The sequence below is a fragment of the Deinococcus sedimenti genome (assembly GCF_014648135.1).
Classification (GTDB): domain Bacteria; phylum Deinococcota; class Deinococci; order Deinococcales; family Deinococcaceae; genus Deinococcus; species Deinococcus sedimenti.
This window is the reverse complement of record NZ_BMQN01000001.1, coordinates 54,271-76,849: the sequence shown is the minus strand read 5'-3', so window position 1 is coordinate 76,849 and position 22,579 is coordinate 54,271. Positions and strand designations below refer to the sequence as shown.

At 69.6% G+C, this 22,579-nt stretch carries 22 protein-coding genes; 16 read left to right on the top strand and 6 right to left on the bottom strand.

The annotated features are described in order from the left end of the window. The first annotated feature begins 137 nt into the window (after window positions 1-137). From pilM to rpsI, 12 genes are all read left to right on the top strand, one after another. Entirely contained in the window at window positions 138-1,316 is a 1,179-nt protein-coding gene (gene pilM, locus IEY69_RS00375; RefSeq protein ID WP_189071204.1) for a type IV pilus assembly protein PilM, read from the top strand. Further along, a complete protein-coding gene (locus IEY69_RS00370) occupies window positions 1,309-2,004 on the top strand; it encodes a fimbrial assembly protein (protein ID WP_189071203.1) in 696 nt (231 codons plus the stop codon). Before pilM ends, IEY69_RS00370 begins: the two co-directional genes overlap by 8 nt. After that, entirely contained in the window at window positions 1,994-2,638 is a 645-nt protein-coding gene (locus IEY69_RS00365) for a GspMb/PilO family protein (RefSeq protein WP_189071202.1), read from the top strand. The genes IEY69_RS00370 and IEY69_RS00365 overlap by 11 nt, the downstream gene beginning before the upstream one ends. Beyond that, window positions 2,635-3,753, top strand: a complete 1,119-nt coding sequence (locus IEY69_RS00360) for a hypothetical protein (RefSeq protein WP_189071201.1) — start codon at window positions 2,635-2,637, stop codon at window positions 3,751-3,753. Before IEY69_RS00365 ends, IEY69_RS00360 begins: the two co-directional genes overlap by 4 nt. Window positions 3,754-3,756: 3 nt before the next feature. Further along, window positions 3,757-5,721, top strand: coding sequence for a secretin N-terminal domain-containing protein (locus IEY69_RS00355; RefSeq protein ID WP_189071200.1), 1,965 nt, complete (start codon window positions 3,757-3,759; stop codon window positions 5,719-5,721). A 94-nt stretch (window positions 5,722-5,815) separates the two neighbouring features. Further along, window positions 5,816-6,964, top strand: coding sequence for a chorismate synthase (gene aroC, locus IEY69_RS00350; protein ID WP_189071199.1), 1,149 nt, complete (start codon window positions 5,816-5,818; stop codon window positions 6,962-6,964). Then, complete coding sequence (locus IEY69_RS00345; RefSeq protein ID WP_308425416.1) at window positions 6,965-7,741, top strand: shikimate kinase; 777 nt, start codon at window positions 6,965-6,967, stop codon at window positions 7,739-7,741. Then, complete coding sequence (gene aroB / locus IEY69_RS00340) at window positions 7,728-8,783, top strand: 3-dehydroquinate synthase (RefSeq protein WP_189071198.1); 1,056 nt, start codon at window positions 7,728-7,730, stop codon at window positions 8,781-8,783. The genes IEY69_RS00345 and aroB overlap by 14 nt, the downstream gene beginning before the upstream one ends. A 67-nt stretch (window positions 8,784-8,850) precedes the next feature. Next, on the top strand, window positions 8,851-9,282 hold the full coding sequence (gene aroQ / locus IEY69_RS00335) for a type II 3-dehydroquinate dehydratase (RefSeq protein ID WP_058975605.1): 432 nt from the start codon (window positions 8,851-8,853) through the stop codon (window positions 9,280-9,282). Then, window positions 9,279-9,671 carry a hypothetical protein gene (locus IEY69_RS00330; protein WP_189071197.1) on the top strand — a complete coding sequence of 131 codons (393 nt, stop codon included), beginning with the start codon at window positions 9,279-9,281 and terminating at the stop codon, window positions 9,669-9,671. Before aroQ ends, IEY69_RS00330 begins: the two co-directional genes overlap by 4 nt. A 171-nt stretch (window positions 9,672-9,842) precedes the next feature. Further along, window positions 9,843-10,268, top strand: coding sequence for a 50S ribosomal protein L13 (gene rplM / locus IEY69_RS00325; RefSeq protein ID WP_046843114.1), 426 nt, complete (start codon window positions 9,843-9,845; stop codon window positions 10,266-10,268). After that, on the top strand, window positions 10,268-10,669 hold the full coding sequence (gene rpsI, locus IEY69_RS00320) for a 30S ribosomal protein S9 (protein ID WP_046843115.1): 402 nt from the start codon (window positions 10,268-10,270) through the stop codon (window positions 10,667-10,669). Before rplM ends, rpsI begins: the two co-directional genes overlap by 1 nt. Before the next feature lie 117 nt (window positions 10,670-10,786). Here the strand turns inward: rpsI and trpD are convergent, their stop codons facing one another. The 5 genes from trpD to IEY69_RS00295 all read right to left on the bottom strand — a co-directional run bounded on the left by trpD (window position 10,787) and on the right by IEY69_RS00295 (window position 14,942). Continuing rightward, entirely contained in the window at window positions 10,787-11,773 is a 987-nt protein-coding gene (trpD, locus tag IEY69_RS00315) for an anthranilate phosphoribosyltransferase (protein ID WP_189071196.1), read from the bottom strand. Between the two features lie 14 nt (window positions 11,774-11,787). Next, window positions 11,788-12,414, bottom strand: coding sequence for an anthranilate synthase component II (locus IEY69_RS00310; protein WP_189071195.1), 627 nt, complete (start codon window positions 12,412-12,414; stop codon window positions 11,788-11,790). A gap of 50 nt (window positions 12,415-12,464) precedes the next feature. Beyond that, window positions 12,465-13,889 carry an anthranilate synthase component I gene (gene trpE / locus IEY69_RS00305; protein WP_189071194.1) on the bottom strand — a complete coding sequence of 475 codons (1,425 nt, stop codon included), beginning with the start codon at window positions 13,887-13,889 and terminating at the stop codon, window positions 12,465-12,467. A gap of 206 nt (window positions 13,890-14,095) precedes the next feature. After that, on the bottom strand, window positions 14,096-14,380 hold the full coding sequence (locus IEY69_RS00300; RefSeq protein WP_189071193.1) for a DUF1905 domain-containing protein: 285 nt from the start codon (window positions 14,378-14,380) through the stop codon (window positions 14,096-14,098). Between the two features lie 19 nt (window positions 14,381-14,399). Beyond that, a complete protein-coding gene (locus IEY69_RS00295; RefSeq protein WP_189071192.1) occupies window positions 14,400-14,942 on the bottom strand; it encodes a DUF2721 domain-containing protein in 543 nt (180 codons plus the stop codon). Between the two features lie 147 nt (window positions 14,943-15,089). Between IEY69_RS00295 and IEY69_RS00290 the strand changes: the two genes are divergently transcribed. Together IEY69_RS00290 and IEY69_RS00285 are read left to right on the top strand one after the other, a co-directional pair. Then, window positions 15,090-15,488, top strand: coding sequence for a hypothetical protein (locus IEY69_RS00290; protein ID WP_189071191.1), 399 nt, complete (start codon window positions 15,090-15,092; stop codon window positions 15,486-15,488). 95 nt (window positions 15,489-15,583) lie between these two features. Beyond that, window positions 15,584-16,735 carry an aminotransferase class I/II-fold pyridoxal phosphate-dependent enzyme gene (locus tag IEY69_RS00285; RefSeq protein ID WP_189071190.1) on the top strand — a complete coding sequence of 384 codons (1,152 nt, stop codon included), beginning with the start codon at window positions 15,584-15,586 and terminating at the stop codon, window positions 16,733-16,735. Window positions 16,736-16,790: 55 nt separating this feature from the next. Here IEY69_RS00285 and IEY69_RS00280 read toward each other — a convergent pair whose 3' ends face one another. Continuing rightward, a complete protein-coding gene (locus IEY69_RS00280; RefSeq protein WP_189071189.1) occupies window positions 16,791-17,099 on the bottom strand; it encodes a hypothetical protein in 309 nt (102 codons plus the stop codon). Between the two features lie 156 nt (window positions 17,100-17,255). Here IEY69_RS00280 and IEY69_RS00275 point away from each other — a divergent pair, with 156 nt between their 5' ends. Both IEY69_RS00275 and rnr read left to right on the top strand, forming a co-directional pair. Next, window positions 17,256-18,020: an exodeoxyribonuclease III gene (locus IEY69_RS00275; protein ID WP_189071188.1), complete on the top strand. Its 765-nt coding sequence runs from the start codon at window positions 17,256-17,258 to the stop codon at window positions 18,018-18,020. Between the two features lie 245 nt (window positions 18,021-18,265). Then, window positions 18,266-22,354, top strand: a complete 4,089-nt coding sequence (rnr, locus tag IEY69_RS00270; protein ID WP_189071187.1) for a ribonuclease R — start codon at window positions 18,266-18,268, stop codon at window positions 22,352-22,354. Window positions 22,355-22,579: the final 225 nt, after the last annotated feature.

Genomic DNA, 22,579 nt, shown 5'->3' with positions numbered 1-22,579 from the left:
CGTGAGTGGTGAGGTGATCTTGGAGTTGAACAGCCGGTCCTCACTTCGTTGTTCGTGCGTCGTCGTCTCGCTGCCTGCTCCGGCCTTCCCGCCGCCAGATGAGTGAATGCTAAAATCCGCGTGATCCTGGAGGGAGAATGTCGAGTTTCCTGAACCGCTTACTCAGTCCGCGCCCGAATGCCCTGGGCGTGGAAATAGGCACGAGTGCCATCAAGGTCGTTGCCCTACGCCCCGGCGCGCCGCCGTCCCTCCAGCACGCCGTGATGGTGCCCACGCCCATCGGTAGCATGCGGGACGGGCTGGTCGTCGAGCCGCAGGCGGTCGCCACCGAACTCAAGAACCTGCTGGCCGAGCACCGCATCACGAACCGCTTCGCCGTCACCTCGGTCCCGAACCAGGTGGCGGTCACGCGGAACATCATGGTGCCCAAGATGGACCGCAAGGACCTGCAGGAGGCCATCAAGTGGGAGGCCGAGCGGTACATCCCCTACCCCATCGACGACGTCAGCCTGGACTTCGACCTGCTCGACGATCCGGCCAACGTCCCGGACGACGGGCAGATGGAGGTCGTGATCGCGGCGGCCCCCACCGAGGCCGTCGCGCGTCAGGTCGAGGTGCTGCGCCTGGCGGGCCTGGAGCCCAGCATCGTGGACCTCAAATCCTTCGCGGCCCTGCGCGCCCTGCGCGGTAACCTGCTGGGCGAGCACCTGACCAAGAGCACCCTGACCGGCAGCAACTACACCGAGGCCGGCGAGGTCGCCCTGGTCATGGAGATCGGCGCGAGCAGCTCGGTCATCAACCTCGTGCGCGGCGACCGCGTCCTGATGGCCCGCAACATCAACGTCTCTGCCGACGACTTCACGACCGCGCTTCAGAAGGCGTTCGACCTGGACTTCAGCGCCGCCGAGGAAGTCAAGCTCGGCTACGCGACGGCCACGACCCCCACCGAGGACGAGGAGGACCTGCTGAACTTCGACATGTCCAGAGAGCAGTACTCCCCGGCCCGCGTGTTCGAGGTCGTGCGCCCCGTGCTGGGCGACCTGATCACCGAGATCCGCCGCAGCCTGGAGTTTTACCGCGTCCAGAGTGGCGACGTCGTCATCGACCGGACGTTCCTGGCCGGGGGCGGCGCGAAACTGCGCGGTCTGGCCGCCGCGATCAGCGACGCACTGGGCTTCCGCGTGGAGGTCGCCAGCCCCTGGCTGACCGTTCAGACCGATCAGGCCAACGTGGACACCGGCTACCTGCAGGCCAACGCGCCGGAATTCACGGTGCCGCTGGGCCTGGCGCTGCGGGGGGTGACCAGCCGTGGTTGAAGTCAACCTGCTGCCCCAGCAGTACCGCAAACAGAACGAACCGACCCTGTGGCAACCCGCCGCGATCGGCGTGGCGGTCCTGACCGCACTGATCCTGATCGGCGTCGAGGTGGCCACCGCCACGAAGGTCGGCAACATCCGCAAGGAGCTCGACAGCGTCAACGGCGAGATCGCTGCCCTGACCCCGGCCGATCAGGAGTACCGTCAGCTGACGCAGGAGAAGACCCAGCTGCAGCAGATCACGGCCATCGCCGGGCAGCTGCGCGACGCCAAGACGTACTGGACCAACGACCTGGCCACCTTCACCGCCCAGCTGCCCAGCGGCGGCGGAGTGGCCCTCAAGAGCATGACCATCCGCCCGCTGGACGCCGCCAACCTCGCAACTCAGCAGCAGAACGGTGTGTACACTGGCAAGAACGTGACCCGTGAAATTGAACTGAGCGGCTCTGCGAGCAGTCAGCAGGCCGTCGTGAACTTCCTGCGGACCTTCGAGAGCAATCCGAACTTCGGCGTGAACTTCCGCAGCCTGCAGAGTGAAGGGGACACTGGACAGTACACCTTCAGTGCCTCGGTGGGCATCGTGAACGGCTCCGCCGCGACCCCCACCACGCCGGCCGGAACCACGCCGGCCGCGCCCGCTGCACCCGGAGCACCGGTGAGCGTGAAGGAGGGCGGACGTGTCGATTAAGCTCACTCCCCGCAACCTGTTCTTCGTGGTCCTGGCCGCCTGCCTGCTGGTGGCCGCCCTGTGGTACACCCTGCGGTTCCAGTCGCGGCAGCAGGAGATCAGTCTGCTTCAGGGTGACCTGGAAACGGCGCAGACCCGCGTCGCTGTCCTGCGCAGCAACGCCCAGCAGCTGCCCGCCCTGCGCGAGGAGGTGGCCAAGCTGAAGGTGCAGCAGGACGAGTTCCTGGCCGCGCTGCCTCAGACGGCGAACTACTACCGCATCCTGGATGAGATCCGCCTCAACGCAGCCGCCGCAGGCGCGAGCATGTCCTCGTTCAACGTCGCGAGCGGCAACGTCACCGGTCTGCCCGGCGGTGTCCGCCCCATCAATCTGAACGTCAACGTCTCCGGCACGTTCGGCGAACTGTTCCAGCTGCTGCGCTCGGTCGAAACCATGAGCCGCTTCACCAACGTGAACAACATCAGCCTTCAACTGCCCGAAGCGTCCAGTTTTGATCCGGATCTGGAAGGCACCCTGGCCCTGACCGTGTATACCTTTGATCCCACGCAGGCCAGCGCGCCCGCAGCTGGCGCGACGCCGGCCGCTCCGGACGCCGCGCCGGCCGCGCCCGCCCCGGCAGGAGGCACCCAGTGACGCGCGCTCCCGTCAAACTCTCCCGAGAAATGAAACTGCTGCTGGGTCTGCTGCTTCTGGTCGCCGCGATCGGCCTGTGGTACGTGCTGACCAACCGCGGCAGCACCCCCGAGGCGCAGACGCCCGTCACCACGCCGGGCGAGACCGTGCCGGTCACTCCGCCCCAGCCGGCGGAGGGGAATGCCGGTCAGGGCAGTGGCGTGCAGTCCGGCGGTGAGGTGGACGTCGAGGTCATTCCGCCTTTCCCCACGGACGGCTCAGCCACCACACCGGAGCCCGCAGCGCCCACGGACACGCCCCCCACCCCCGCCGGGATCAATCCAGCCGGGACGCTGGCCGCCGTGCCGGGCAACAACCCGTTCCGTCCGCTGTCCATCACGGAGAGTGGGCAGGGCGCCCAGACCAGCACGCCCGCCCCATCCACGCCCTCGCCGGTCAGTACGCCCAGCACAAGTGAACCGGTCGTCAGCACGCCCAGCGTCACGCCGATCACTTCAGGCGGTGCCCTGGGCCTGAGTCCGCTGCCCGGCTCGTCGGCGTCGACGGGCAGCACCTCCACCGGTCCGATCCCGGTGCCCACCATTCCCGGAGCGGACGGCAGCACCAATCCTCCGGTCGTCACGCCACTCAACCCCGGCGGCACGGTGGCCGTCACTCCCGGCAGCACGGCACCCGAGCCGGTCGCCATTGCCCCGGTGAAACCGCCGGTCGCGGGCGTGAACGTTCCAGCCGTGACGCGCGTCCCGACCGGTCCCGTGGCCAGCGCAACAGGCTCCACTCCGTCCCCTGCCGGTGCGTCGGCGGGCACGGCGCTGCCGACCAGCGTGCCGGTACCGGTCACACCCCAGGTGATCAGCGAGGTCGGCAGCGGCACGCCCAGCGCGCCCGCCGCCACTCCCCTCGACACCTTCATCCAGACCCAGCAGCTGGCCTTCAACGCCGTGGTGCTCGGCCCGGTGAACACCGCCATCTTCCGCAGCAAGGACGGCTACGTGGTGGTGGCGGTCGGACAGACCCTGCCGGACAGCCAGGTCACCGTGAAGGAAGTCACGGCGACTGGCGCGACACTCAGCCTCGGTAACGACTCCAAGACCCTCGAACTGGATAAAAGGTGAGCCATGACTAAACGCTTCGCTTCTCTCCTGCTGACCGCTGCACTGGGCATGGCCGCCGCTCAGACCGCCCCCACGACCTCCTCGGTGGCCGACTCCAGCCTCACGAACGCCAACGTGACCATCGAGATCGGCCGGTACGCCGGACCGCTGTCGAGCCTGCTGGCCGCGCTGGCCAAGAGCGCCGGGTACGGCCTGATCCTCGACACGAACGTGGACGCGCTGCCCCAGGCGGCGGGCACCGCGCCCACCGCCGGTACCGCCACGGGAACCCCAGCGACCGGCGTGACCGACACTGCCCGTCCCGTCGTGTACTCCTTCCAGAACAAGCCGTTCAACGAGGTCTGGCCGCTGCTGATGGACGTGTACGGCCTGACGTACGACGTGGTCACCCTGGCCGGCCAGCCGGTCCTGCGCGTGAGCAATACGCCCATCCAGCGGACGGTGACGCTGCGCAACGCCGACGCCACCCAGGCGGCCCAGCAGGTCAAGCTGTTCTTCGGGACGCCCACCTACAGCGAGACCCCTCAGCGGGACGCGCAGGGCAACACCGTCGGAGTGACCCGCACGCTGGTGGACGTGAAGCTTGACAGCACCACCCTGCGGATCGTGCCCGATGTGCGCAGTAACGCCGTCATCGTGCGCGGCACGAACAAGGAGGTGGCGGAGGTCACGCGCCTGCTGGGTCAGCTGGACACCACCTCCACCACCGGCACGGCGACGACCAGTACGCCAGAAATCCAGACCGTTCAGCGGGTGTACGCCGTTAAGGGCGCTCAGGCGGACATCGTGGCGCTGCTGGCTGCGCAGTACCCGGGCCTGAAGGTCACGCCGGTCGGGCAGACCGGTCAACTGGTCGTGACCGGCCCGCAGAACCAGCTGGACGCCGCACTGACCCTGCTGGGTCAGGTGGACCGCGCCGCGCCCGTCGTGGCCGGTGAGCAGATCACGCAGCGGGTGTTCACGCTCGTGAACGCCAGCGCGGAGGAAGTCAAGGCCACGCTGGAAGGCACGCTGGCCCGGGAACTGGGCGCGACGCCGACCACAGCGGCAGGCACCACGGCGACCACGGCCACTGGCACGGCGACGCCGGCCATCCCGACGACCACGGCCGCCGCCGCGACGCCGACCGCCAACGCCGTCACCATTATCGCGGACAAGCGGACGAACACCCTGATCGTGCGCGGCACGGCCGGTCAGGTGGCCCAGGTGTCCGAACTCATTCCGCAGCTGGACCAGAAGGTGCCGCAGATCAACGTGCAGGTCCGCATTCAGGAGATCACCGAGACGGCCGCGCGCAGTCTGGGCGTGAACCTGAAAGCAGGCTTCGGCGGCTTCAACGTCTCCACGGGCGCCGCCAGTGGCCTGGCCCTGTCCTTTGACCCGACGCAGAGCCTCGTGGGCTTCAACCTCGGCGCCACGCTGAACACCCTGCAGAACCAGGGGCTCAGCAAGAGCGTGTACGACGGCAGCATCACCATGCAGAGCGGTCAGCGCTCGCTGGGTGCGTCGGGCGACACGCAGAACGCGTCGAGCACGGCAGCGGCCAGCATCAAGAGCGGCGGTCGCCTGGAAGTGAACATTCCCTCGGCAGCGGCGAACGTGCAGGCCATTCAGAAGCAGATCGATTACGGCGTGAACCTGGATTTCTACAGCCCGCAGGTGGCCCCGGACGGCACGATCACGCTGCGCGTGCGTGGGCAGGTGAATGCCCTCCAGACGGCCATCAACGCCTCGACGCTGCCGAACATCCTGCAGTTCACGAACAGCGAGGCGCAGACGACCCTGACGTTCAAGAACGGGCAGACGCTGCTGCTCAGCGGGCTGCTGGCCACCAAGGAATCCACCACGAATGCCGGCGTGCCGTTCCTGTCGAGCATCCCGGTGGTCGGGGCGCTGTTCGGTTCGCAGAGCACGACCAAGCAGCAGACGCAGCTGCTGGTGGTCATCACCGGGAACATCGTCCAGTAACGCGGGTCTTCCCGGCGCGCCTCCTTCACGGGGGCGCGCTTTGTTTGTGCAGGGGCGCGCGGCGGGCAGCGGGATGGCGCTACAGTCGTGTGGCATGAGGTACCTGACCGCTGGCGAATCGCACGGGCCGCAACTGACGGCCATCATCGAGGGTCTGCCCTCCCAGCTGCCGCTCGGCAAGGGGGACATCGACCCGTGGCTGCGCCGGCGTCAGGGTGGGTATGGGCGTGGGCGGCGCATGGTGATCGAGACGGACGAGGCCGAGATCCTCTCCGGGGTGCGGGCTGGGCGGACGACGGGCGCGCCGGTCACGCTGGCGATCGCGAACAAGGATCACCGGAACTGGACGGAGATCATGTCGCCCGAGCCGGGCGGCGAGCCGCGCAAGAAGGCCCTGACGGACGCGCGGCCCGGTCACGCGGACCTGACGGGCGGCGTGAAGTACCGCCACAAGGACCTGCGGGACGTGCTGGAGCGCGCCTCGGCGCGGGAGACGGCGGCGCGCGTGGCGGTCGGGAGTATCGCGCTGAAACTGCTGTCCGAGCTGGGCGTGGAGGGCGCGAACTACGTGTCGAGCCTCGCGGGGATCGAGACGACAGTGCCGTTCAGCTGGGACGCGCTGGACGCCATCGAGAACAGCGACCTGCGCACCCCGGACGAGGACGCCGCGGCGCAGATGAGGGAGCGGATCGATCAGGCGAAGAAGGACGGGGACACGCTGGGCGGCATCCTGGAGGTGCGCTTCCGGGGCCTGCCGGTGGGCCTGGGGTCGTTCGTGCATTACGACCGCAAGCTGGACGGGAAGATCGCGCAGGCGGCCCTGAGCGTGCAGGCGATGAAGGGCGTGGAGATCGGCCGGGCCTTCGAGAACGCCGTTCAGCCGGGTAGCCGCGTGCATGACGCCGTGTACTACCGCGAGGGCACGTACGCGCGGGACACGAACGGCGCGGGTGGCCTGGAGGCCGGAATGACGAACGGCGAGGAGCTGATCGTCCGGGTCGCCATGAAGCCGATCGCCACGCTGATGAAACCTCTGCCGACCGTGAACGTGGTCACGCACGAGGCGTCCGACGCGGCCCGCGAACGCAGCGACACCACGGCGGTGCCGGCGGCGGGCGTGATCCTGCAGTGCGTGATCGGCTGGGTGCTGGCCGAGGCGATGCTGGAGAAGTTCGGTGGGGACACCCTGCCGGAATTGCAGGAGCGCGTGGCGGCGGCGCGGGCCTTCGCGCAGTCCTACTGAATGCTGAACGACACCGAGGGCGGCCGCCCGCACCTGCAGGCGTTCCGGGCCGGACTGGAGGACGGTCTGGCCGGGCACCTGCGCGACGTTCCCGAGGACATCGGGGGACGCGTCACGCCGCTGCCGGAGGATTCCCGTACACTGTCCCCCATGTTCAGTTCGGGCCTCATCGAGCGTCCGGTGTCGTGGGTGGCGCTGGCGGGCTTCATGGGCACCGGCAAGAGCCGGATCGGCTGGGAACTGTCGCGGGCGCTGGCGCTGCACTTCGTGGATACCGACAAGCTGATCACGCGCGTGGTCGGCAAGAGCATCCCGGAGGTGTTCGCGCAGGAGGGCGAGGGGTACTTCCGCGCCTGCGAGCACGAGGTCGTGGGCCGCGTGACCCGGCTGGAGCACGCCGTGATCAGCCTGGGCGGCGGGACGTTCATCCAGGAGGAGAACCGCCGCTGCCTGCTGGAACGCGGGCCGGTGGTGGTGCTGTGGGCGACGCCGGAGACGATCTACCAGCGCACGAAGCACAGCGACCGCCCCCTGCTGCGCACCGAGGACCCCCTCGAGCGCATCCGCACGCTGATGGACGAGCGCGCCCCGGTATACCAGCAGGGCACTATCCATGTGCACAGCGACGGGCGGCCCAGCGAGGAGATCGTCGAGGAGATCATCGACCGACTGTGGTCGTGGGCGGACGCGCAGCATGCCTGGGCACTGGATCATGCGGCTCTGGATCATGCGGCGCCTGACCACACGCCGGGCGGGGAGTCGCGTGCGTCGGATTGAGGTCGGTGGCGCGTCACCGTACGCGGTGGAGGTCGGCGCGGGCCTGTTGGACACGCTGAGGGTCCCCGAGCGGCACGTCGCCCTGATTCACCCGGTCGACCTGCCCCAGGAATTCGTGACGCGGGTGCAGGCGGCGCTGCAACCCACCGTGACGATTCCCGTGCCCGCGCGGGACGACTGCAAGACGCTGGAGGTTCTCTCGGGCGTGCTGTCCCGGCTGGCGGGCGCGAACATCCCGCGCGACGGCGCGGTCGTGGGGCTGGGGGGCGGCGCGGCGACCGACCTGGCGGGCTTCGCGGCGGCCAGTTACCTGCGCGGCGTGGCGTTCTACACGCTGCCGACCACACTGCTCGGCATGGTGGACGCGGCGGTGGGCGGCAAGACCGGCGTGAACCTCCCCGAGGGGAAGAACCTGGTGGGGGCGTTCTGGCCGCCGCGCGCCGTGTGGTGCGACACCGATACCCTGGGCACCCTGCCCGGCGCGGTGTTCCGCGAGGGGGCCGCCGAGGCGTTCAAGCACGGCCTGATCAGCGACCCCACGCTGCTGGACCGGGTGCTGTCCCCGGACTTCCGGCCCGGCGGACCGCTGCTGGAGGGCACGCTGGCCGACGCGATCGCCGTGAAGGCGGGCGTCGTGACCCGTGACCTGACCGAACGCGGCGAGCGGGCGTTCCTGAACTTCGGGCACACGCTGGCGCACGCGCTGGAGGCCGTCACGCACCACGGCGTGTCGCACGGCGACGCGGTCGGGTACGGGATGCACTACGCGGCGCGGCTGTCCCGCGCGCTGGGCGGCGCGGACCTGACCGGGCACACCCGCGCGTTCCTGACGTGGCAGCAGCCTGCGCCCCTGCCCCCCGTGACCTTCGAGGAGGCCCTGACCTTCATGGCGCGCGACAAGAAGGCCGACGCGGACGGCGTGCGCTTCGTGCTCCTGCGTGACCTCGCGCAGCCGTACCTGAGGCGTGTGCCGGAAGACGTGCTGCGCGAGGAATTCAGCGGCTGGCAGGGCGATCTGCGCGACCTGAACCTGCTGACCTGAGCGCCCCCTCCATGCGGGCTGCACAATCCGCCCCTGGCCCACACGCCGGGGGCGGTACGCTGCGGGCATGCTGCTCGTGCTGAACGGCCCCAACCTCAACCGACTCGGCCTGCGGGAACCCGGCGTGTACGGCTCCCAGACCCTCGAAGACCTGGAACGCCAGTGCGACGCCTGGGGCGCGGAACTCGGACAGGCCGTCACCTGCCGCCAGAGCAACTACGAGGGCCAGCTCATCGAATGGATCCACGAAGCCGAGGAACACGGCTTCACCGGCATCGTCCTGAACCCCGGCGCGCTGACCCACTACTCGTACGCGCTGCGCGACGCGATCGCCGGGCAGCGCGTCCCCGTGATCGAGGTGCACATCAGCAACGTGGACGCCCGCGAGGAATTCCGCCACAGGAGCGTCACCGCCGCCGTGTGCCGCGGCAAGATCAGCGGCCTGGGCTTCCTTGGGTACCGCCTGGGCCTGGAAGCACTTGTCGAGGGACAGGCGTGAGATGGCCCGAGTACGAACGGGACGGCTTCGAGCTCCTGTCTGCCGAGGAACGGCACGCGGCACACCCCGACACGTTCTGGATTCCGACACTGCAGGTTCGATCCTCCCTTCAGCGGGGACAGGCTGCAAAACTGCTGTTCGACATTCTGTTTCAGGAGAACGGAAGGCCGATGCTCGGCACAGAGCGGATGTGGGTCATCGTCTCCCGGCAGGAGGGAAACGTGTACGTGGGTGTCCTGGATTCCACGCCGCATACGGCGTGCGGTGATTCCCTGCGCCCCGGAGTGGAGGTACCGTTCCTGCCCGAGCACGTCTGCGATGTCGGCGATCCGCCGAAGGAGCACTCGAACTGGCGCCTTGAGCAGCCTGCTGTCCAGCGCGGTTCGTAGGCACTCCGGTTCGTCGCTTGCCCCGCCAGCCCTCATCTGGTACCCTTGCCTTTAGTGTCTCGCGCTTGGTAGGGCCGAGATGACCGGGAGGCACCCGGACACGCCAGCAGCCTTCTCCCCCGTCGGCCTGGACCGTGTCGCAGCCAAATCCCCCAACTTCGGAGTTTCACGGTGAAAACCTACATCCCCAAAAATGACGAGCAGAACTGGGTCGTCGTGGACGCCACGAACGTGCCCCTCGGCCGCCTCGCGACGCTGATCGCCAGCCGCATCCGTGGCAAGCACCGCCCCGACTTCACCCCCAACATGATCCAGGGTGACTTCGTGGTCGTCCTGAACGCCGCCCAGGTCGCCCTGACCGGCAACAAGCTGGACGGCAAGGTCTACACCCGCTACACCGGCTACCAGGGTGGCCTGAAGAAGGAGACCGCCCGCGAGGCGCTGAAGAAGCACCCCGAGCGCGTCATCGAGCACGCCGTGTTCGGCATGCTGCCCAAGGGCCGCCAGGGCCGCGCCATGCACAGCCGCCTGAAGGTGTACGCCGGTGAGGCGCACCCCCACGCCGCTCAGAAACCCCAGACGCTCGAGGTCAAATAATGGCGATTCAGCAACCCGAACAGTTCTACGGCACCGGCCGCCGCAAGAGTGCCGTCGCCCGCGTGTTCCTCCGCCCTGGCGAAGGCAAGATTATCGTGAACGGCAAGGAATTCCAGACCTACTTCCGTGGTCTGCTCCGCGCCGTGCACGCCCTGCAGGCCTTCCGTGAAACCGGCACCGCCGGCCGTTACGACGCCGTGATCACGGTCGTCGGCGGCGGCCCCACCGGCCAGGCCGACGCGATCAAGCTGGGCATCTCCCGCGCCCTGCTCAAGGTCAACCCTGACTTCCGCGCGCAGCTCAAGCCCAAGGGCCTGCTGACCCGCGACCCCCGCGAAGTCGAGCGCAAGAAGTACGGCCTCAAGAAGGCCCGCCGCGCCCCCCAGTTCAGCAAGCGCTGATCCGAGGAACGCTGCGAAAAGCCCCCTCACCTTCGGGTGCGGGGGCTTTTTTTGTTGATGGTTGAAAGGTGATAGAGGCTGGACCGCTTTCCTCTATCAACCATCAACTGTCTTCCATTACCGCCGCGTATGCGCGGCGTAGCGTTGCAGGATGTCCCAGCCCTGCCCGCCGCGCATGACCTCGCGGGCCTGTTCGACGCCCTCGCGGATGCTCGCGGCGCGGCCCGCGGTGCGCAGGGCCGCCCCGGCATTCAGGGCGACGATGTCCCGCTGGGCGGGCGTGCCGCCCCCGGTGAGGAGGGCGCGGGTGATCTCGGCGTTCTCGGCGGGGCTGCCGCCCACGATCGCCTCGCGCGGGTGCAGACTCACGCCCGCCTCCTCGGGGTGAATGGTGCGGTCGATGATCTCGCCGTCGCGCAGGCCGGAGACGGTGTTCACGCCGCTGACGGTGAACTCGTCCAGGCCGCTGCCGTTCACGACGGTCGCGCCGCGCGCACCCAGCAGGCGCAGCACCTCCGCCAGGGTGCGGGTCAATTCCGGTTTGAACACGCCCACGACGAGGTGCGTGGCGCCCGCCGGGTTGCTGAGTGGCCCCAGGATGTTGAACACGGTGCGGGCGGCGAGTTCCGAGCGGACGGGCGCGGCGTGCCGCAGGGCCGGGTGGTAGTTCCGGGCGAACATGAACCCGATGCCCAGGGTGTTCACGGCGTCCGCCACGACGTCCGGCGTGGCGTCCAGGTTCACGCCCAGCGCCTCCAGCACGTCGGCGCTCCCGGCGCGGCTGCTCGCGGCGCGGTTGCCGTGCTTCGCAACCGGCACGCCCGCGCCCGCCACCACGAACGCCGTCGTGGTGCTGATGTTGAAGGTGTGCGCTCCGTCCCCGCCGGTCCCGACGACGTCCAGCAGCACCTCGCGCGGCTCGACATTCACGCGCACCGCGTGCTCCCGCATGGCCTGCGCGAAGCCCGCGATCTCCTCGGACGTCTCACCCCGCACCCGCAGGGCCGCCAGTGCAGCCGCGAGCCGCACGCCACTCAGCTCGCCCTCCATCACCTCGCGCATGAAGGTCGCCGCCTCCACCTGCGTCAGGCGCTCTCCGTTCATCAACCTCGCGTGCATCACTTCACTCCCTCCCGCCGCGCACGAAACGCCTGCACCTCGGCCAGGAAGTTCCGCAGCATCTCCAGCCCATCCTCCGTCGCGATGCTCTCCGGGTGGAACTGCACCCCGAACACCGGGAACTCCCGGTGCCGCAGCGCCATCACGACCTCCTCGCCCGGATCGGTCGTCCAGGCTGTCGCCACCAGTTCCGGCGGCAGGTCCCGCACCACCAGCGAGTGGTACCGCGTGACGGTCACGCCGTCCCGCAGGCCCGCGAACAGCCCCGAACCGTCATGCCGCACCGGACTGGTCTTCCCATGCACCGGCAGGAGCGCGCGGCCCACCTGCGCCCCGAACGCCTCCCCGATACTCTGATGCCCCAGGCACACGCCCAGCACCGGCACGCTGGACCCCAGGTCACGGATCACCGCCACACTCTGCCCCGCCTCGGTGGGCGTGCACGGCCCCGGCGACACCACGATCGCATCCGGATTCAGCGCCCGCACGTCATCCAGCGAAAACGCATCATTGCGCCACACCGTCAACTCCGCGCCCAGCGCCCCGAAGTACTGCACCAGATTGAACGTGAACGAATCGTAGTTATCGATCAGGAGGAGGCGGAGGGGGGCGGTGGCCTGGGTCATCGGTGAGTCTCCTGAGCGGGCGGCATTCGGGTCGGCCGGCGTGATGGCCATCAGAGGCCGCCTGCGGCGAGTTCGACGGCGCGCATGAGGGCGGCGGCCTTGTTGCGGGTTTCCAGTTCCTCGCTGGCGGGGTCGCTGTCCGCGACGACGCCCGCTCCGGCCTGGATGTGCACGCGGCCCTTGGTGATGACCATGGTGCGGAGGGTGAGGGCCATGTCCATGCTGCCGTTCAGGGCGATGTACCCGAAGCTGCCCCCGTAGGGGCCGCGGCGGACGGGTTCGAGTTCGTCGATGATCTGCATGGCGCGGATCTTGGGCGCGCCGCTGACGGTGCCCATGGGTTGCACGCTGGCCAGCGCGTGCAGGGGCGTCTGGCCCTGCCGGAGGGTGGCGGTGACGCTGGAGACGATGTGCATGACGTGGCTGTAGCGTTCGATGGTGAAGGCGTCGTGCACGCGGACGCTGCCGTACTCGCTGACCTTCCCGAGGTCGTTGCGGCCCAGGTCCACGAGCATGAGGTGCTCGGCGCGTTCCTTGTCGTCCGCGAGGAGTTCGTCCGCGAGGGCCTGGTCGTGGGTGGGGGTGGTGCCGCGGGGGCGGGTCCCGGCGATGGGGCGGGTGGTGACGGTGTGGCCGTCGCTGGCGAGGAGGCTCTCTGGGCTGCTGGCGACTAGCGTGACGGGGCCGAGTTGCAGGTACCCGAGGTACGGGCTGGGGTTCACGCGGCGCAGCGCGCGGTACAGCGCGAAGGGGTGCAGGTCGCCCAGGTCGGCGCTGAAGCGCTGACTGGGCACCACCTGGAAGATGTCCCCGGCGCGGATGTACTCCAGGGCCTCTCTGACGGCAGCCTGGAAGGAGTCGGGGGTGAAGTTGCTGGTGAACTCGGGCGGGGTGGTGGGCGTGCGGCCCGGCACGGCAGGGAGCGGCCCGCGCAGCCGCTGGGTGAGGCGCTGCACTTCCTCCTGCGCGCCCGCGTGGGTATCGGCGGTGGCGACGGTGATCAGGCGGTGTTTGAGGTGGTCGAAGATGACCATGCCGCGCGGCGCGATGAAGCACGCGTCGGGGACGTTCAGCTCGTCGGGGTTCGCGTCGGGGAGGCGTTCGTAGTTGCGGATCAGGTCGTACGCGGCGTACCCGATCGCGCCGCCGATCAAGGCTGGGAGGCCGTCCGGGATGGGCGCGGGGCGGACGGTGGTGTGGTACAGCCGCGCCAGGGGGTCGGTTCCCTGCCCGTCGAAGTCGCCGAAGGTACCGCTGCTCGTGACGTGCGCGCCGCGCGCCTCGAAACGGCCCTGCTCGCCCACGCCGATGAAGGAGTAGCGGCCCAGTTTCTCCCCGGCCTCCACGCTCTCGAGCAGGAAGGTGACGGTCTCGCCCTGCGCGACTTTCAGGTAGGCGGTGACGGGCGTGTCAAGGTCGGCGTTGAGTTCCTGCACGGCGACGGCCAGCGGTGGGCGCGGATTCGGTTGCGTCATGGGTCTCCTGGGGGGTCTGGGGGGAAGAAAAAACGCCCGGGTGGGAGTTCCACCTGGGCGCGTCCGTGCAATGTCGGAATGCGAGATCAGACCCAGGTTCTGCTGGGCCACCACCACGCACCGTACACGGTCATGCGTGGCAGCATAGCGCGCCCCCCCGGCCTGAAGAGGGTGTGTGTAGACAGGCTGCCGCTCGGGCGGACGGGTCAGCCGGGCGTGACGGTGACCGTCACTGCCTGACCCTCCTCCAGCGCCTCGGCGCGGCGCACGGCGACCTTCACGGGCAGCAGGTACCCGCCGTCCTTCGGGAAGATCGAGGTGCGGAAGCGGGTCTCCCCCACCACCGCCTCGCACGGGATCATGCCCCACCCGTACGTCACGAAGCGCGCCGCGTCCTTCAGATCCGGAACCAGATCCTCCGGCACGCGCAGGAAGTAATGCGGGGCGGGACCCCGCCAGTGAAACAGCTCGGCGGTGAACGTCAGGGCCATGCGGGCAGCGTAGCGGGAATCAACGGCTCTCTTCCACGCCTTCACGGGCGCTGCGGATCAGGGCCTCGTCGTACAGTCCGGCGTAGTGCTCGCCAAGGTTCACGAGGAACTGCATCTCCTCCCTGGTGGTGCGGGCACTCAGGCGCGTCTCGAAGCTCAGTAGCAGCGCGCCGTACGCGAGCGCGGCGGCCCCTGCGATGGCGATGATCACGGGGAACGGCCCGGCGGCCTCGCCGATCAGGGCGCTCCCGCCGATCAGGATGCTCGTCAGGACCAGGAGTGCCACGGCGAGGTACAGCGCCGTCATGGCCCGCACGATGATGCGGCTGCGCCGCGCCAGCCGCGGGAGTTGCTGCACGATCAGACGTTTCTCGTCCCGCGCGAGCGCCTCGGCGCGCCCCTCGTCGGTCACGAGCACCTTGAAGCGCGCCGTGAGCTGCCGCACCCGGTCCGTCACGCGGCCCAGGCGGCTGCTGGTGCTCATGAGCAGCGTGCCCGCGCCGCTGATCAGCACGGCCGGGGTGATCATCGCGGTCAGGACCTGCAGGTTCGCGTCGGCCATGCCCTGAAGGTACGCCAGAACCGCGCTGGGACACCTTCGATAAATCTGCACATTCCCTGCGAAAAGCCTGCACGGCCCCCCGTCATCCTCTGGATCAGGAGAAGGGAAGCGGCGCGGGCCGCACCCGGATCGAAAAGGAGACCCACCATGAAGAAGATGCTGCTGACCGTCGCCGCTGCCCTGAGCCTCGCCACCACCGCCTTCGCGGCCACCCCCATGACCGTGTACGCCACCGACGGGAACGGCGGTGAGTTCCAGGGGCTGTACACCGAGTCGAGTTGGATGGCTATCGAGGTGCCCCTGAACACCCTGGGTGGCACGGTGCCCGGTGACCTGAGCATCGCCGTCAGTGGCCTGCCTGCCGGGACGTACATCACGCTGGACAGCGTGAGCGTCGAGGGCAGCAACGCGCTGCTGTTCGTGTCGGTCACCCGGGACAGCACGGACGGGAACGTGAACGCGCTGGCGCAGATCAACGTGAACGCGGGTGGCAGCACCCTGACCACCGTGCAGATCCCGGTGTACGGCGCCGCGTCCGGCGAGTAACCGATCCAGGGTTCACCAGGGTGCGTGCCCACTTCCGTTCGGGAGTGGGCTTTCGCGTTGCGGGTCGCTGCGGCGGATGCTCTAGGCTGCGGGGCATGTGGGAATCTCAGCGGGCGGCGGCGGTGCCGGGCAGCGTGTTCGCGCTGATGGACGCGGCGAAGGGGCGGGCGCGGGCGGCCGGGCTGGACATCGTGGACCTGAGTATCGGCAGCAGTGATCTGCCGCCGCCGGACGCGGTGCTGGATGTGCTGCGGGAGGCGACGCGCGATCCGGGGACGTACCGGTACCCGCTGTTCAGTGATACGGCGCCACTTCGCGAGGCGGCGGCGGATTATATGGCGCGGAGGTTCGGCGTGACGGTGGACGCGGAGCGGGAGGTGCTGCCGCTGATCGGCGCGCAGGAGGGGCTGGCGCACCTGCTGCTGGCGGTGACCGATCCGGGGGACACGCTGCTGCTGCCGGACCCCTGCTACCCGCCGTACCTGGGTGCGGCGGCGGTGGCGGGCCTGAACGTGGTGACGCTGCCCCTGCGGCCCGAGTTGGGTTTCCTGCCGGATCTGGACGCCGTGCCGGACAGTATTCAGCCCCGCGCGTTGCTGCTGAACTACCCGAACAATCCGACGTCGGCGGTGGCGGACGCGGGGTTCTTCCGGCGGGCGGCGGCGTGGTGCCGGGCGCGGGGAACGCTGCTGGTGCATGACCACCCGTATGCGGAACTGACGTTCGGGTCGTACCGCGCGCCGAGTGCGCTGGAAGCGGGCGTGGATGGGGTGGTGGAACTCCACTCGCTGAGCAAGACGCATCACATGGGCGGCTTCCGGGTGGGCTTCGCGGCGGGGGACGCGCGGGTGATCGGGGCGCTGGCCCGCGTGAAGGGCGCGATTGATTTCCACCCGTACCTGGGGATTCAGCGGGCGGCGGCGCATGCCCTGACGCTGCCGGACGAGGTGGGCCGCGTGGGGGCGTCGGTGTTCGAGGCGCGGCGGGACGCACTGGTGCCTGCGCTGCGCGAGCTCGGTTGGGAGGTGGCCCTGCCGCAGGCGAGCATGTACGCCTGGGCGCGCGTGCCGGGCCTGCGGGACAGCGTGGCGTTCGCGGTCCGCGCCGCCGAGACGACCGGTGTGGCGGTCAGTCCGGGTGCGGCCTTCGGGGCGGGTGGCGAGGGCTTCGTGCGGTTCGCGCTGGTGCAGCCGCCCGAGGTCCTGCGCGAGGCGGCGCGGCAGCTGGGAACGGTCCCGACCGCCTGAAGACGGGCGGGGCGCGGACGTCTCACCGCGTCCCGCGCCCCGCCACCCACCTTGTTTACTTGTCGAACTTGTCGTACCCGGCGGCGCTGCGGCGCTGCGCTCCGCGGGCATAGTCCATCTGCATCTCGACCGTCTCGTGTTTGCCCTCGGTGAAGGTGCTGTCGTGAATCCAGTAGTTCAGCCGGTCGTCGCCGAGCTGTACCCAGAGTTTGTGCTGGTCTTCCGGGTCGCGCCAGAACACGATGTGTTCAAAGGCGTTGTGCTGCGCCCAGGCCTGGATGTCCGACAGGACGCGGGCGGCCTTGGGGTGGGTCATCTGGAATTCCTGACCGTCGGCTTCGTTGCGGAACTTGATCTCGACCATGGTGGGCTCAGCGTAACAGACGCCACGTGAACTGCGTGCAGAGTTGCGCGAACGGTCCTTCATGTGTACCACAGGGCGTGGAAGCGGTACCGCTCGGGGCGCGCCTCTGGCCGGTTTCGGCGCGCGATTCGGCAGGGCACGCTAGGGTGGTGGGCGATGACGGAAGGTCTGAAGATCACCACGCTGAACGTGAATGGGATCCGCAGCGCGCTGCGCAAGGGGCTGCGTGACTGGGTCACCCGTGAGCAGCCGGACGTGCTGCTGCTGCAGGAGGTCCGCGCGGACCCCATGCCGGAGGCGCTGGCGGATCTGGGGTACGCGGGGGCGTGGTTCCCGGCGCAGAAGGCCGGGTACAGCGGCGTGGCGGTCCTGTCCCGCCGCCCCGTCACGGACGTCCGGCTGGGGATGCCGCACGCGGAGATGGACGCCGAGGGCCGCGTGCTGAGCGCCGTGGTGGACGGCGTGCGTTTCGTGAGCGTTTACCTGCCCAGCGGCAGCAGCGGTCCCGAGCGCCAGGGCTTCAAGGACCGGATGCTGCTGGACTTCCAGGCGTGGACGGACGCGCTGCTGGCCGAGGGGCACCCGGTCGTGATGGGTGGGGATTACAACATCGCGCACCGGCAGGTGGACCTGAAGAACTGGCGGTCGAACCAGAAGAACAGCGGGTTCCTGCCGCACGAGCGGGAGTGGATGACCGCGCACCTCGCCTCGGGCCTGACGGACACACACCGCAACTGCCTGGGCGAGGCGGCGGAGTACACGTGGTGGAGCAACCGCGCGAACGCCTACGCGAACAACGTGGGCTGGCGGATCGACTACCTGCTGGCGGCGGGCGTGACCGTGCGGGAAGTGAGCGTTGACCGGGAGGCGCGCCTGAGTGACCACGCGCCGCTGAGCGGCGTCATCCGTCAGGAAGGGTAAAGTCCGCGTCAGATGCGGCCCGGGGGGGCGTGTTATGCTGGGCGGGCTGCCGGGTTCAGGACAGCGCCCCCTGCCGGGACTGCTCAGCCCCTGCTGACCGATCACCGGAGGGAGGGCGCAACCCGAGGATAGCGAACACCTGTTCCCGTGGGCGGGTCGCGCGCACGCCAGCGCCGCAGGGCCTGAGAAGCGCGTCTCACACGAGTTAACCCCCACGGGCGCGTCCTGAGTGACCAGGAACGTACATGCCGAAAACGAAGAAGACGGAAGCGGTGCCCGGCACCGAGAGGACCGGCACCGAGATCACCAAGACCACCCCACAGAAACGCGGCGCTCAGAAGCAGGCCGCCCAGACCGCGCCGAAAGCCGCGGCCAGCAAGACCGCACGTCCGGCCAACACCAGCACCGACCAGACGCCCGCGAAGAAACCCACCGCGCAGGGCAGCAGGAAAGCTGCGACGCCCCGCTCGAAGAAGACTGCGGTTCAAGAGGCTCCGGTCGAAGCGGCCGCGCCCCTCCCCATGCCGACGGAAATCGTCGCTGAACCCACCCAGGCTGCCGGGCCGGTGAACGCCGCCCGCGCCGGGAAGACCAGCGTCCAGACGCGGTCGAAGCAGGCCGCAGCTCCGGTCGGGACCGAACCCGGGAAGACCGGGGCGGCCCGCCGGGGTCGCCCCGCGCCGACCCCCCCGACGGCCTTCGTCACGGCCGAGGCGGACCCCGCTCCGGTTCAGGACACGACAGTTACCGCGCTGGCCACTCCGGCTGAACCGGCGGCCCGCAAACCCGGCCGCGGGTCACGCGCCCGCAAATCCGCGGGGGGAGAACCCGCCGAGGCCACCCTCGTGACCCCGGTTTCCGTGACGGCTCCAGAAGCCCCGGAGGGCACCCCGAAGAAGCGGGGCGGCCGTCCGCGCAAGCAGGCGTCGGCGCTGGAGGTCACCGCCGCGGAGGTCGTGGCCACGCCTGACGTCCAGGCCAGCGCGCCTCAGCCGCAGGTCGCTGTGGCCGAGCCGGGCGTGAAACCTGCCCGCCGGAGCCGCACCTCGAAAGCCGCGCCCGTGCAGGCGGACCCGGTGGTGGACGCCCAGCCCGAGGTCGCTCCGGCCCCGGTGGACTCCGATCCGGTGATTCTGGAGGTGCCGCGCCTGCGGGGAGGCCGCCGGAAGAAGGCGCTCCCGACTGCCCCCCTCGAGGACGTCCTGAGTGGCGTGGAGGCCGTCTCGGCCGACCCGGCGCCCGCAGCGTCGACTCCGGTCGACGACTCCGCTGCTGCCCAGTCCACCTCGGCCCCCGCCCAGGCGAAGGGCCGCCGGGACCGCAAGAAGAGGGCGGACGCGGCTCCCGTGCCGGAGGCGACGCCCGCAGCGGCGGACGAGTCGGCGCCGGTGGTGGATCAGGGGACTGAGCCGTTCACCGGGGAGGACGCACCGGACGGCGAGGACGCGCAGCCGGACACCAATCCGCTGCAGTCCATCGTGGTGGCGCAGCTGCGCAAGCTGGGCCGCCCCGTGCACGTGCGGGATCTGGAGCGGACGTTCACGCGGCAGACCATGAACCGCTTGGGCGGCTGGCGTGAACTGACGGACCTGCTGGACGATCTGGTGGAGACCGGTGAGGTCATCCGCACCCGCAAGAAGACGTACGGGCTGCCCGAGGCGATGAGCCTCATCCGTGGGCGCTTCCAGGCGTCGGCGGCGGGCTTCGGCTTCGTGATTCCGGACAGTGGCGGGGACGATTACTACGTGCCGGCCGAGCAGACGCTGGAAGCCTGGAACGGCGACATCGTGCTGGTGCGCCAGGAGGGCCGTGGGGACAGCCGGGACGACCGGGGCCGGGGCGGGTCGCGCCGCGGGCAGCGTGGGGACGGCAATCCGCGCGCGAGCGTCGTGCGGATCGTGCAGCGCGCCTACCGTCAGCTGGTGGGGACGCTGGAATTCCATCACGGGCACCCGATCCTGAAGCCGGACGATCACCGGGCGCGGCACCGCATCCTGCTGCTGCCCGAGGGTCTGGACGGTCTGGAGGCCGGGGCGCGCGTCGTGACCGAACTGTTCTGGCCCGAGCATACGGGCGAGGACGAGGTGTTCGGGCAGGTGTCGCGCGTGCTGGGTGATCAGGACGATCCCTTCACCGAGACGGAGGCCGTGATCGTGAAGTTCGGCCTGCGCGGCGACTTCCCGCCCGAGGTGCTGGAGCAGGCGAACGCGATTCCCAGCGTGATTCCGGAGGAGGCGCTGAAAGGCCGCCTGGACCTGCGGGGCTTCAACATCTTCACGGTGGACGGCCGGGACGCGAAGGACTTCGACGACGCCATTCACATCCAGCCGACGCCCGAGGGGACGTTCGTGGTGGGCGTGCACATCGCGGACGTGAGCCACTACGTGCAGGAGGGCTCGCCGCTGGACGTGGAGGCGTACGCGCGGGCGACGAGCGTGTACCTGCCGGGCCGGGTGCTGCCCATGCTGCCCGAGCACCTCAGCAACGGCGTGTGCAGCCTCGTGCCGTACGAGGACCGCCTGACGATGACGGCGCTGGTGGAACTGAGTGCCGAGGGCGAGATCCTGAAGGTGCAGCTGGCCCCCAGCGTGATCAATAGCAAGGCCCGCCTGACGTACGACGAGGTGCAGGCGTACAGCGAGGCGACCGCCACGCTGCCCGAACACGCCCGTCAGCTGGAAGGGGACCTGCACCTGCTGCTGAAGATCACCACGAAGCTGCGACAGAAGCGCCTGCGTGAGGGGTCCCTCGACTTCAAGCTGCGCGAGGTCAAGGTGGACGTCGGCCCCGACGGGCGGATGGAACTCATCCCGATCCGCGAGGAGACGGCGCGCGGCATGATTGAGGACCTGATGCTGCTGGCGAACAAGGTCGTCGCGCACGAACTGATCCAGCGCGAGATCCCGGCCCTGTTCCGCATCCATGAGGAACCCACCCTGCAGCGCTTCCAGGACGTCACGAACGCCATCGGGCGCATGGGGCTGGCCTTCCCCGGCGGGGAACCCACCCCGCAGGCGTACCAGGCGGTGCTGAAGCAGGTGCGGGGCACGCCGCGCGAGAGCGTCGTGAACACGCTGCTGCTGCGCTCCATGCAGCAGGCGAAGTACGCCGGGGAGAACCTGGGGCACTTCGGGCTGGCGTTCGCGGAGTACCTGCACTTCACCTCCCCGATCCGACGTTACCCGGACCTGCTGGTGCACCGCGTGCTGCGCGGCATGCTGTCGGGCGAACTGAAGGCCAGTTCGCGCGCGGTGGCGCAGCTTCAGGCGCGCCTGCCCGGCATGGGCGAGCACACCAGTGAGCGCGAGCGCGCCGCGACGGAAGCGGAGCGGGACCTCACGAAGTACTACCAGGCGAAGTGGGCGCAGGAGCACCTCGGGGAGTCGTTCCCCGGTACGGTGTCCGGCGTGGTGTCGAGCGGGCTGTTCGTGGCGCTGGACAACGGCGTGGAAGGCAAGCTGCACATCTCCCATCTGGACGACGACTACTACGTGTTCATCGAGGACGCGCAGATCCTGCGTGGCCGCAGCCGCGGGCGGTCGTACCGCCTGGGCGACCCGGTGCACGTGACCATTCAGGCCGTGAACCCGCTGGCGCGCCAGACGGACTTCACGATGGCCGACCCGACCGACCCGGACTACCGCCCGGGCGACCTTCATCAGGAGACCGATATGGATTCACCCGTCAAACCCCGTGCCCGCCGCCGTGATGACCGCGAGCAGGAAAAACGCGAGAAGCTGCAGAGCCTGCCCGTGAGCGAACCGAAGAAGTTCACGCTGGAGGATCCCTCGAACCGTCCCACGCTGTCCCCCTCGGCGGGTGGGCGCACCGGGCGCGGGCGCGGCCAGGGGCAGGGCCAGGCCACCCGCGAGGGCCGTGGGGAACGGGCCGGTCAGGGCGGCCGGACGTTCGGCGGGGTCAGCATGGGCCGCTCCCGGCGTGTGATCACGCTGGAACGCCCCCGCAACGAGCACCTGCGTCCGGTGAACATCACGGTGCAGCGCATGTACTTCGGGGACTGGACGCTGGAGAACATGCCGCCCGAGGACGGTCAGGGTGGCGGGCGCAGCGGGCGTCTCCCCATGCGTGAACGGGGCAGCGGGGAGCGCGGGCGTGGCTTCACGCGCGGCGGGAACGACCGGGGCGCGGTGCAGCGCGTGAACGGCCGCCAGCAGGGCCAGAATGGTCAGGGTCGTCAGCGTGAGGCCGCGCCGCAGGTGCAGGCCCCGCAGGCTGCGCCCGCCCCGGTGCAGGAGGCGGGCGGGGAGGACGCCAAGCGCCGCCGTCGCCGCCGGGGCCGCCGGGGCGGTGGCAGCACGCCCTCGCAGAGCTGAAATCGTGACACGGGTCGGGCCGGTCTCCTGTGGGGGATCGGCCCGCCGCTTTGGTCAACCTCTCATGATGCCCTTCTGCCGGGCGCAGACCGTACGCGACGTTCCAGAAGCCGCCGGGCGGGTTCCTGAGGTGGCGGGGTGACCTATGCAGGTGCCCGGAGCGGTGGGTCGCCTTAGGGTTCCTTTCATCGGGGGGGCCGGGCGTGGCGACTAGGCTGACCGGGA

Excerpts from the sequence above, each read along its gene's own strand:
- pilM (WP_189071204.1), top strand. The coding sequence starts at position 138 with ATGTCGAGTTTCCTGAACCGCTTACTCAGTCCGCGCCCGAATGCCCTG.
- IEY69_RS00355 (WP_189071200.1), top strand. The coding sequence starts at position 3,757 with ATGACTAAACGCTTCGCTTCTCTCCTGCTGACCGCTGCACTGGGCATG.
- aroC (WP_189071199.1), top strand. The coding sequence starts at position 5,816 with ATGAGGTACCTGACCGCTGGCGAATCGCACGGGCCGCAACTGACGGCC.
- IEY69_RS00345 (WP_308425416.1), top strand. The coding sequence starts at position 6,965 with ATGCTGAACGACACCGAGGGCGGCCGCCCGCACCTGCAGGCGTTCCGG.
- aroQ (WP_058975605.1), top strand. The coding sequence starts at position 8,851 with ATGCTGCTCGTGCTGAACGGCCCCAACCTCAACCGACTCGGCCTGCGG.
- rpsI (WP_046843115.1), top strand. The coding sequence starts at position 10,268 with ATGGCGATTCAGCAACCCGAACAGTTCTACGGCACCGGCCGCCGCAAG.
- trpD (WP_189071196.1), bottom strand. The coding sequence starts at position 11,773 with ATGAACGGAGAGCGCCTGACGCAGGTGGAGGCGGCGACCTTCATGCGC.
- IEY69_RS00310 (WP_189071195.1), bottom strand. The coding sequence starts at position 12,414 with ATGACCCAGGCCACCGCCCCCCTCCGCCTCCTCCTGATCGATAACTAC.
- trpE (WP_189071194.1), bottom strand. The coding sequence starts at position 13,889 with ATGACGCAACCGAATCCGCGCCCACCGCTGGCCGTCGCCGTGCAGGAA.
- IEY69_RS00300 (WP_189071193.1), bottom strand. The coding sequence starts at position 14,380 with ATGGCCCTGACGTTCACCGCCGAGCTGTTTCACTGGCGGGGTCCCGCC.
- IEY69_RS00295 (WP_189071192.1), bottom strand. The coding sequence starts at position 14,942 with ATGGCCGACGCGAACCTGCAGGTCCTGACCGCGATGATCACCCCGGCC.
- IEY69_RS00290 (WP_189071191.1), top strand. The coding sequence starts at position 15,090 with ATGAAGAAGATGCTGCTGACCGTCGCCGCTGCCCTGAGCCTCGCCACC.
- IEY69_RS00285 (WP_189071190.1), top strand. The coding sequence starts at position 15,584 with ATGTGGGAATCTCAGCGGGCGGCGGCGGTGCCGGGCAGCGTGTTCGCG.
- IEY69_RS00280 (WP_189071189.1), bottom strand. The coding sequence starts at position 17,099 with ATGGTCGAGATCAAGTTCCGCAACGAAGCCGACGGTCAGGAATTCCAG.
- IEY69_RS00275 (WP_189071188.1), top strand. The coding sequence starts at position 17,256 with ATGACGGAAGGTCTGAAGATCACCACGCTGAACGTGAATGGGATCCGC.
- rnr (WP_189071187.1), top strand. The coding sequence starts at position 18,266 with ATGCCGAAAACGAAGAAGACGGAAGCGGTGCCCGGCACCGAGAGGACC.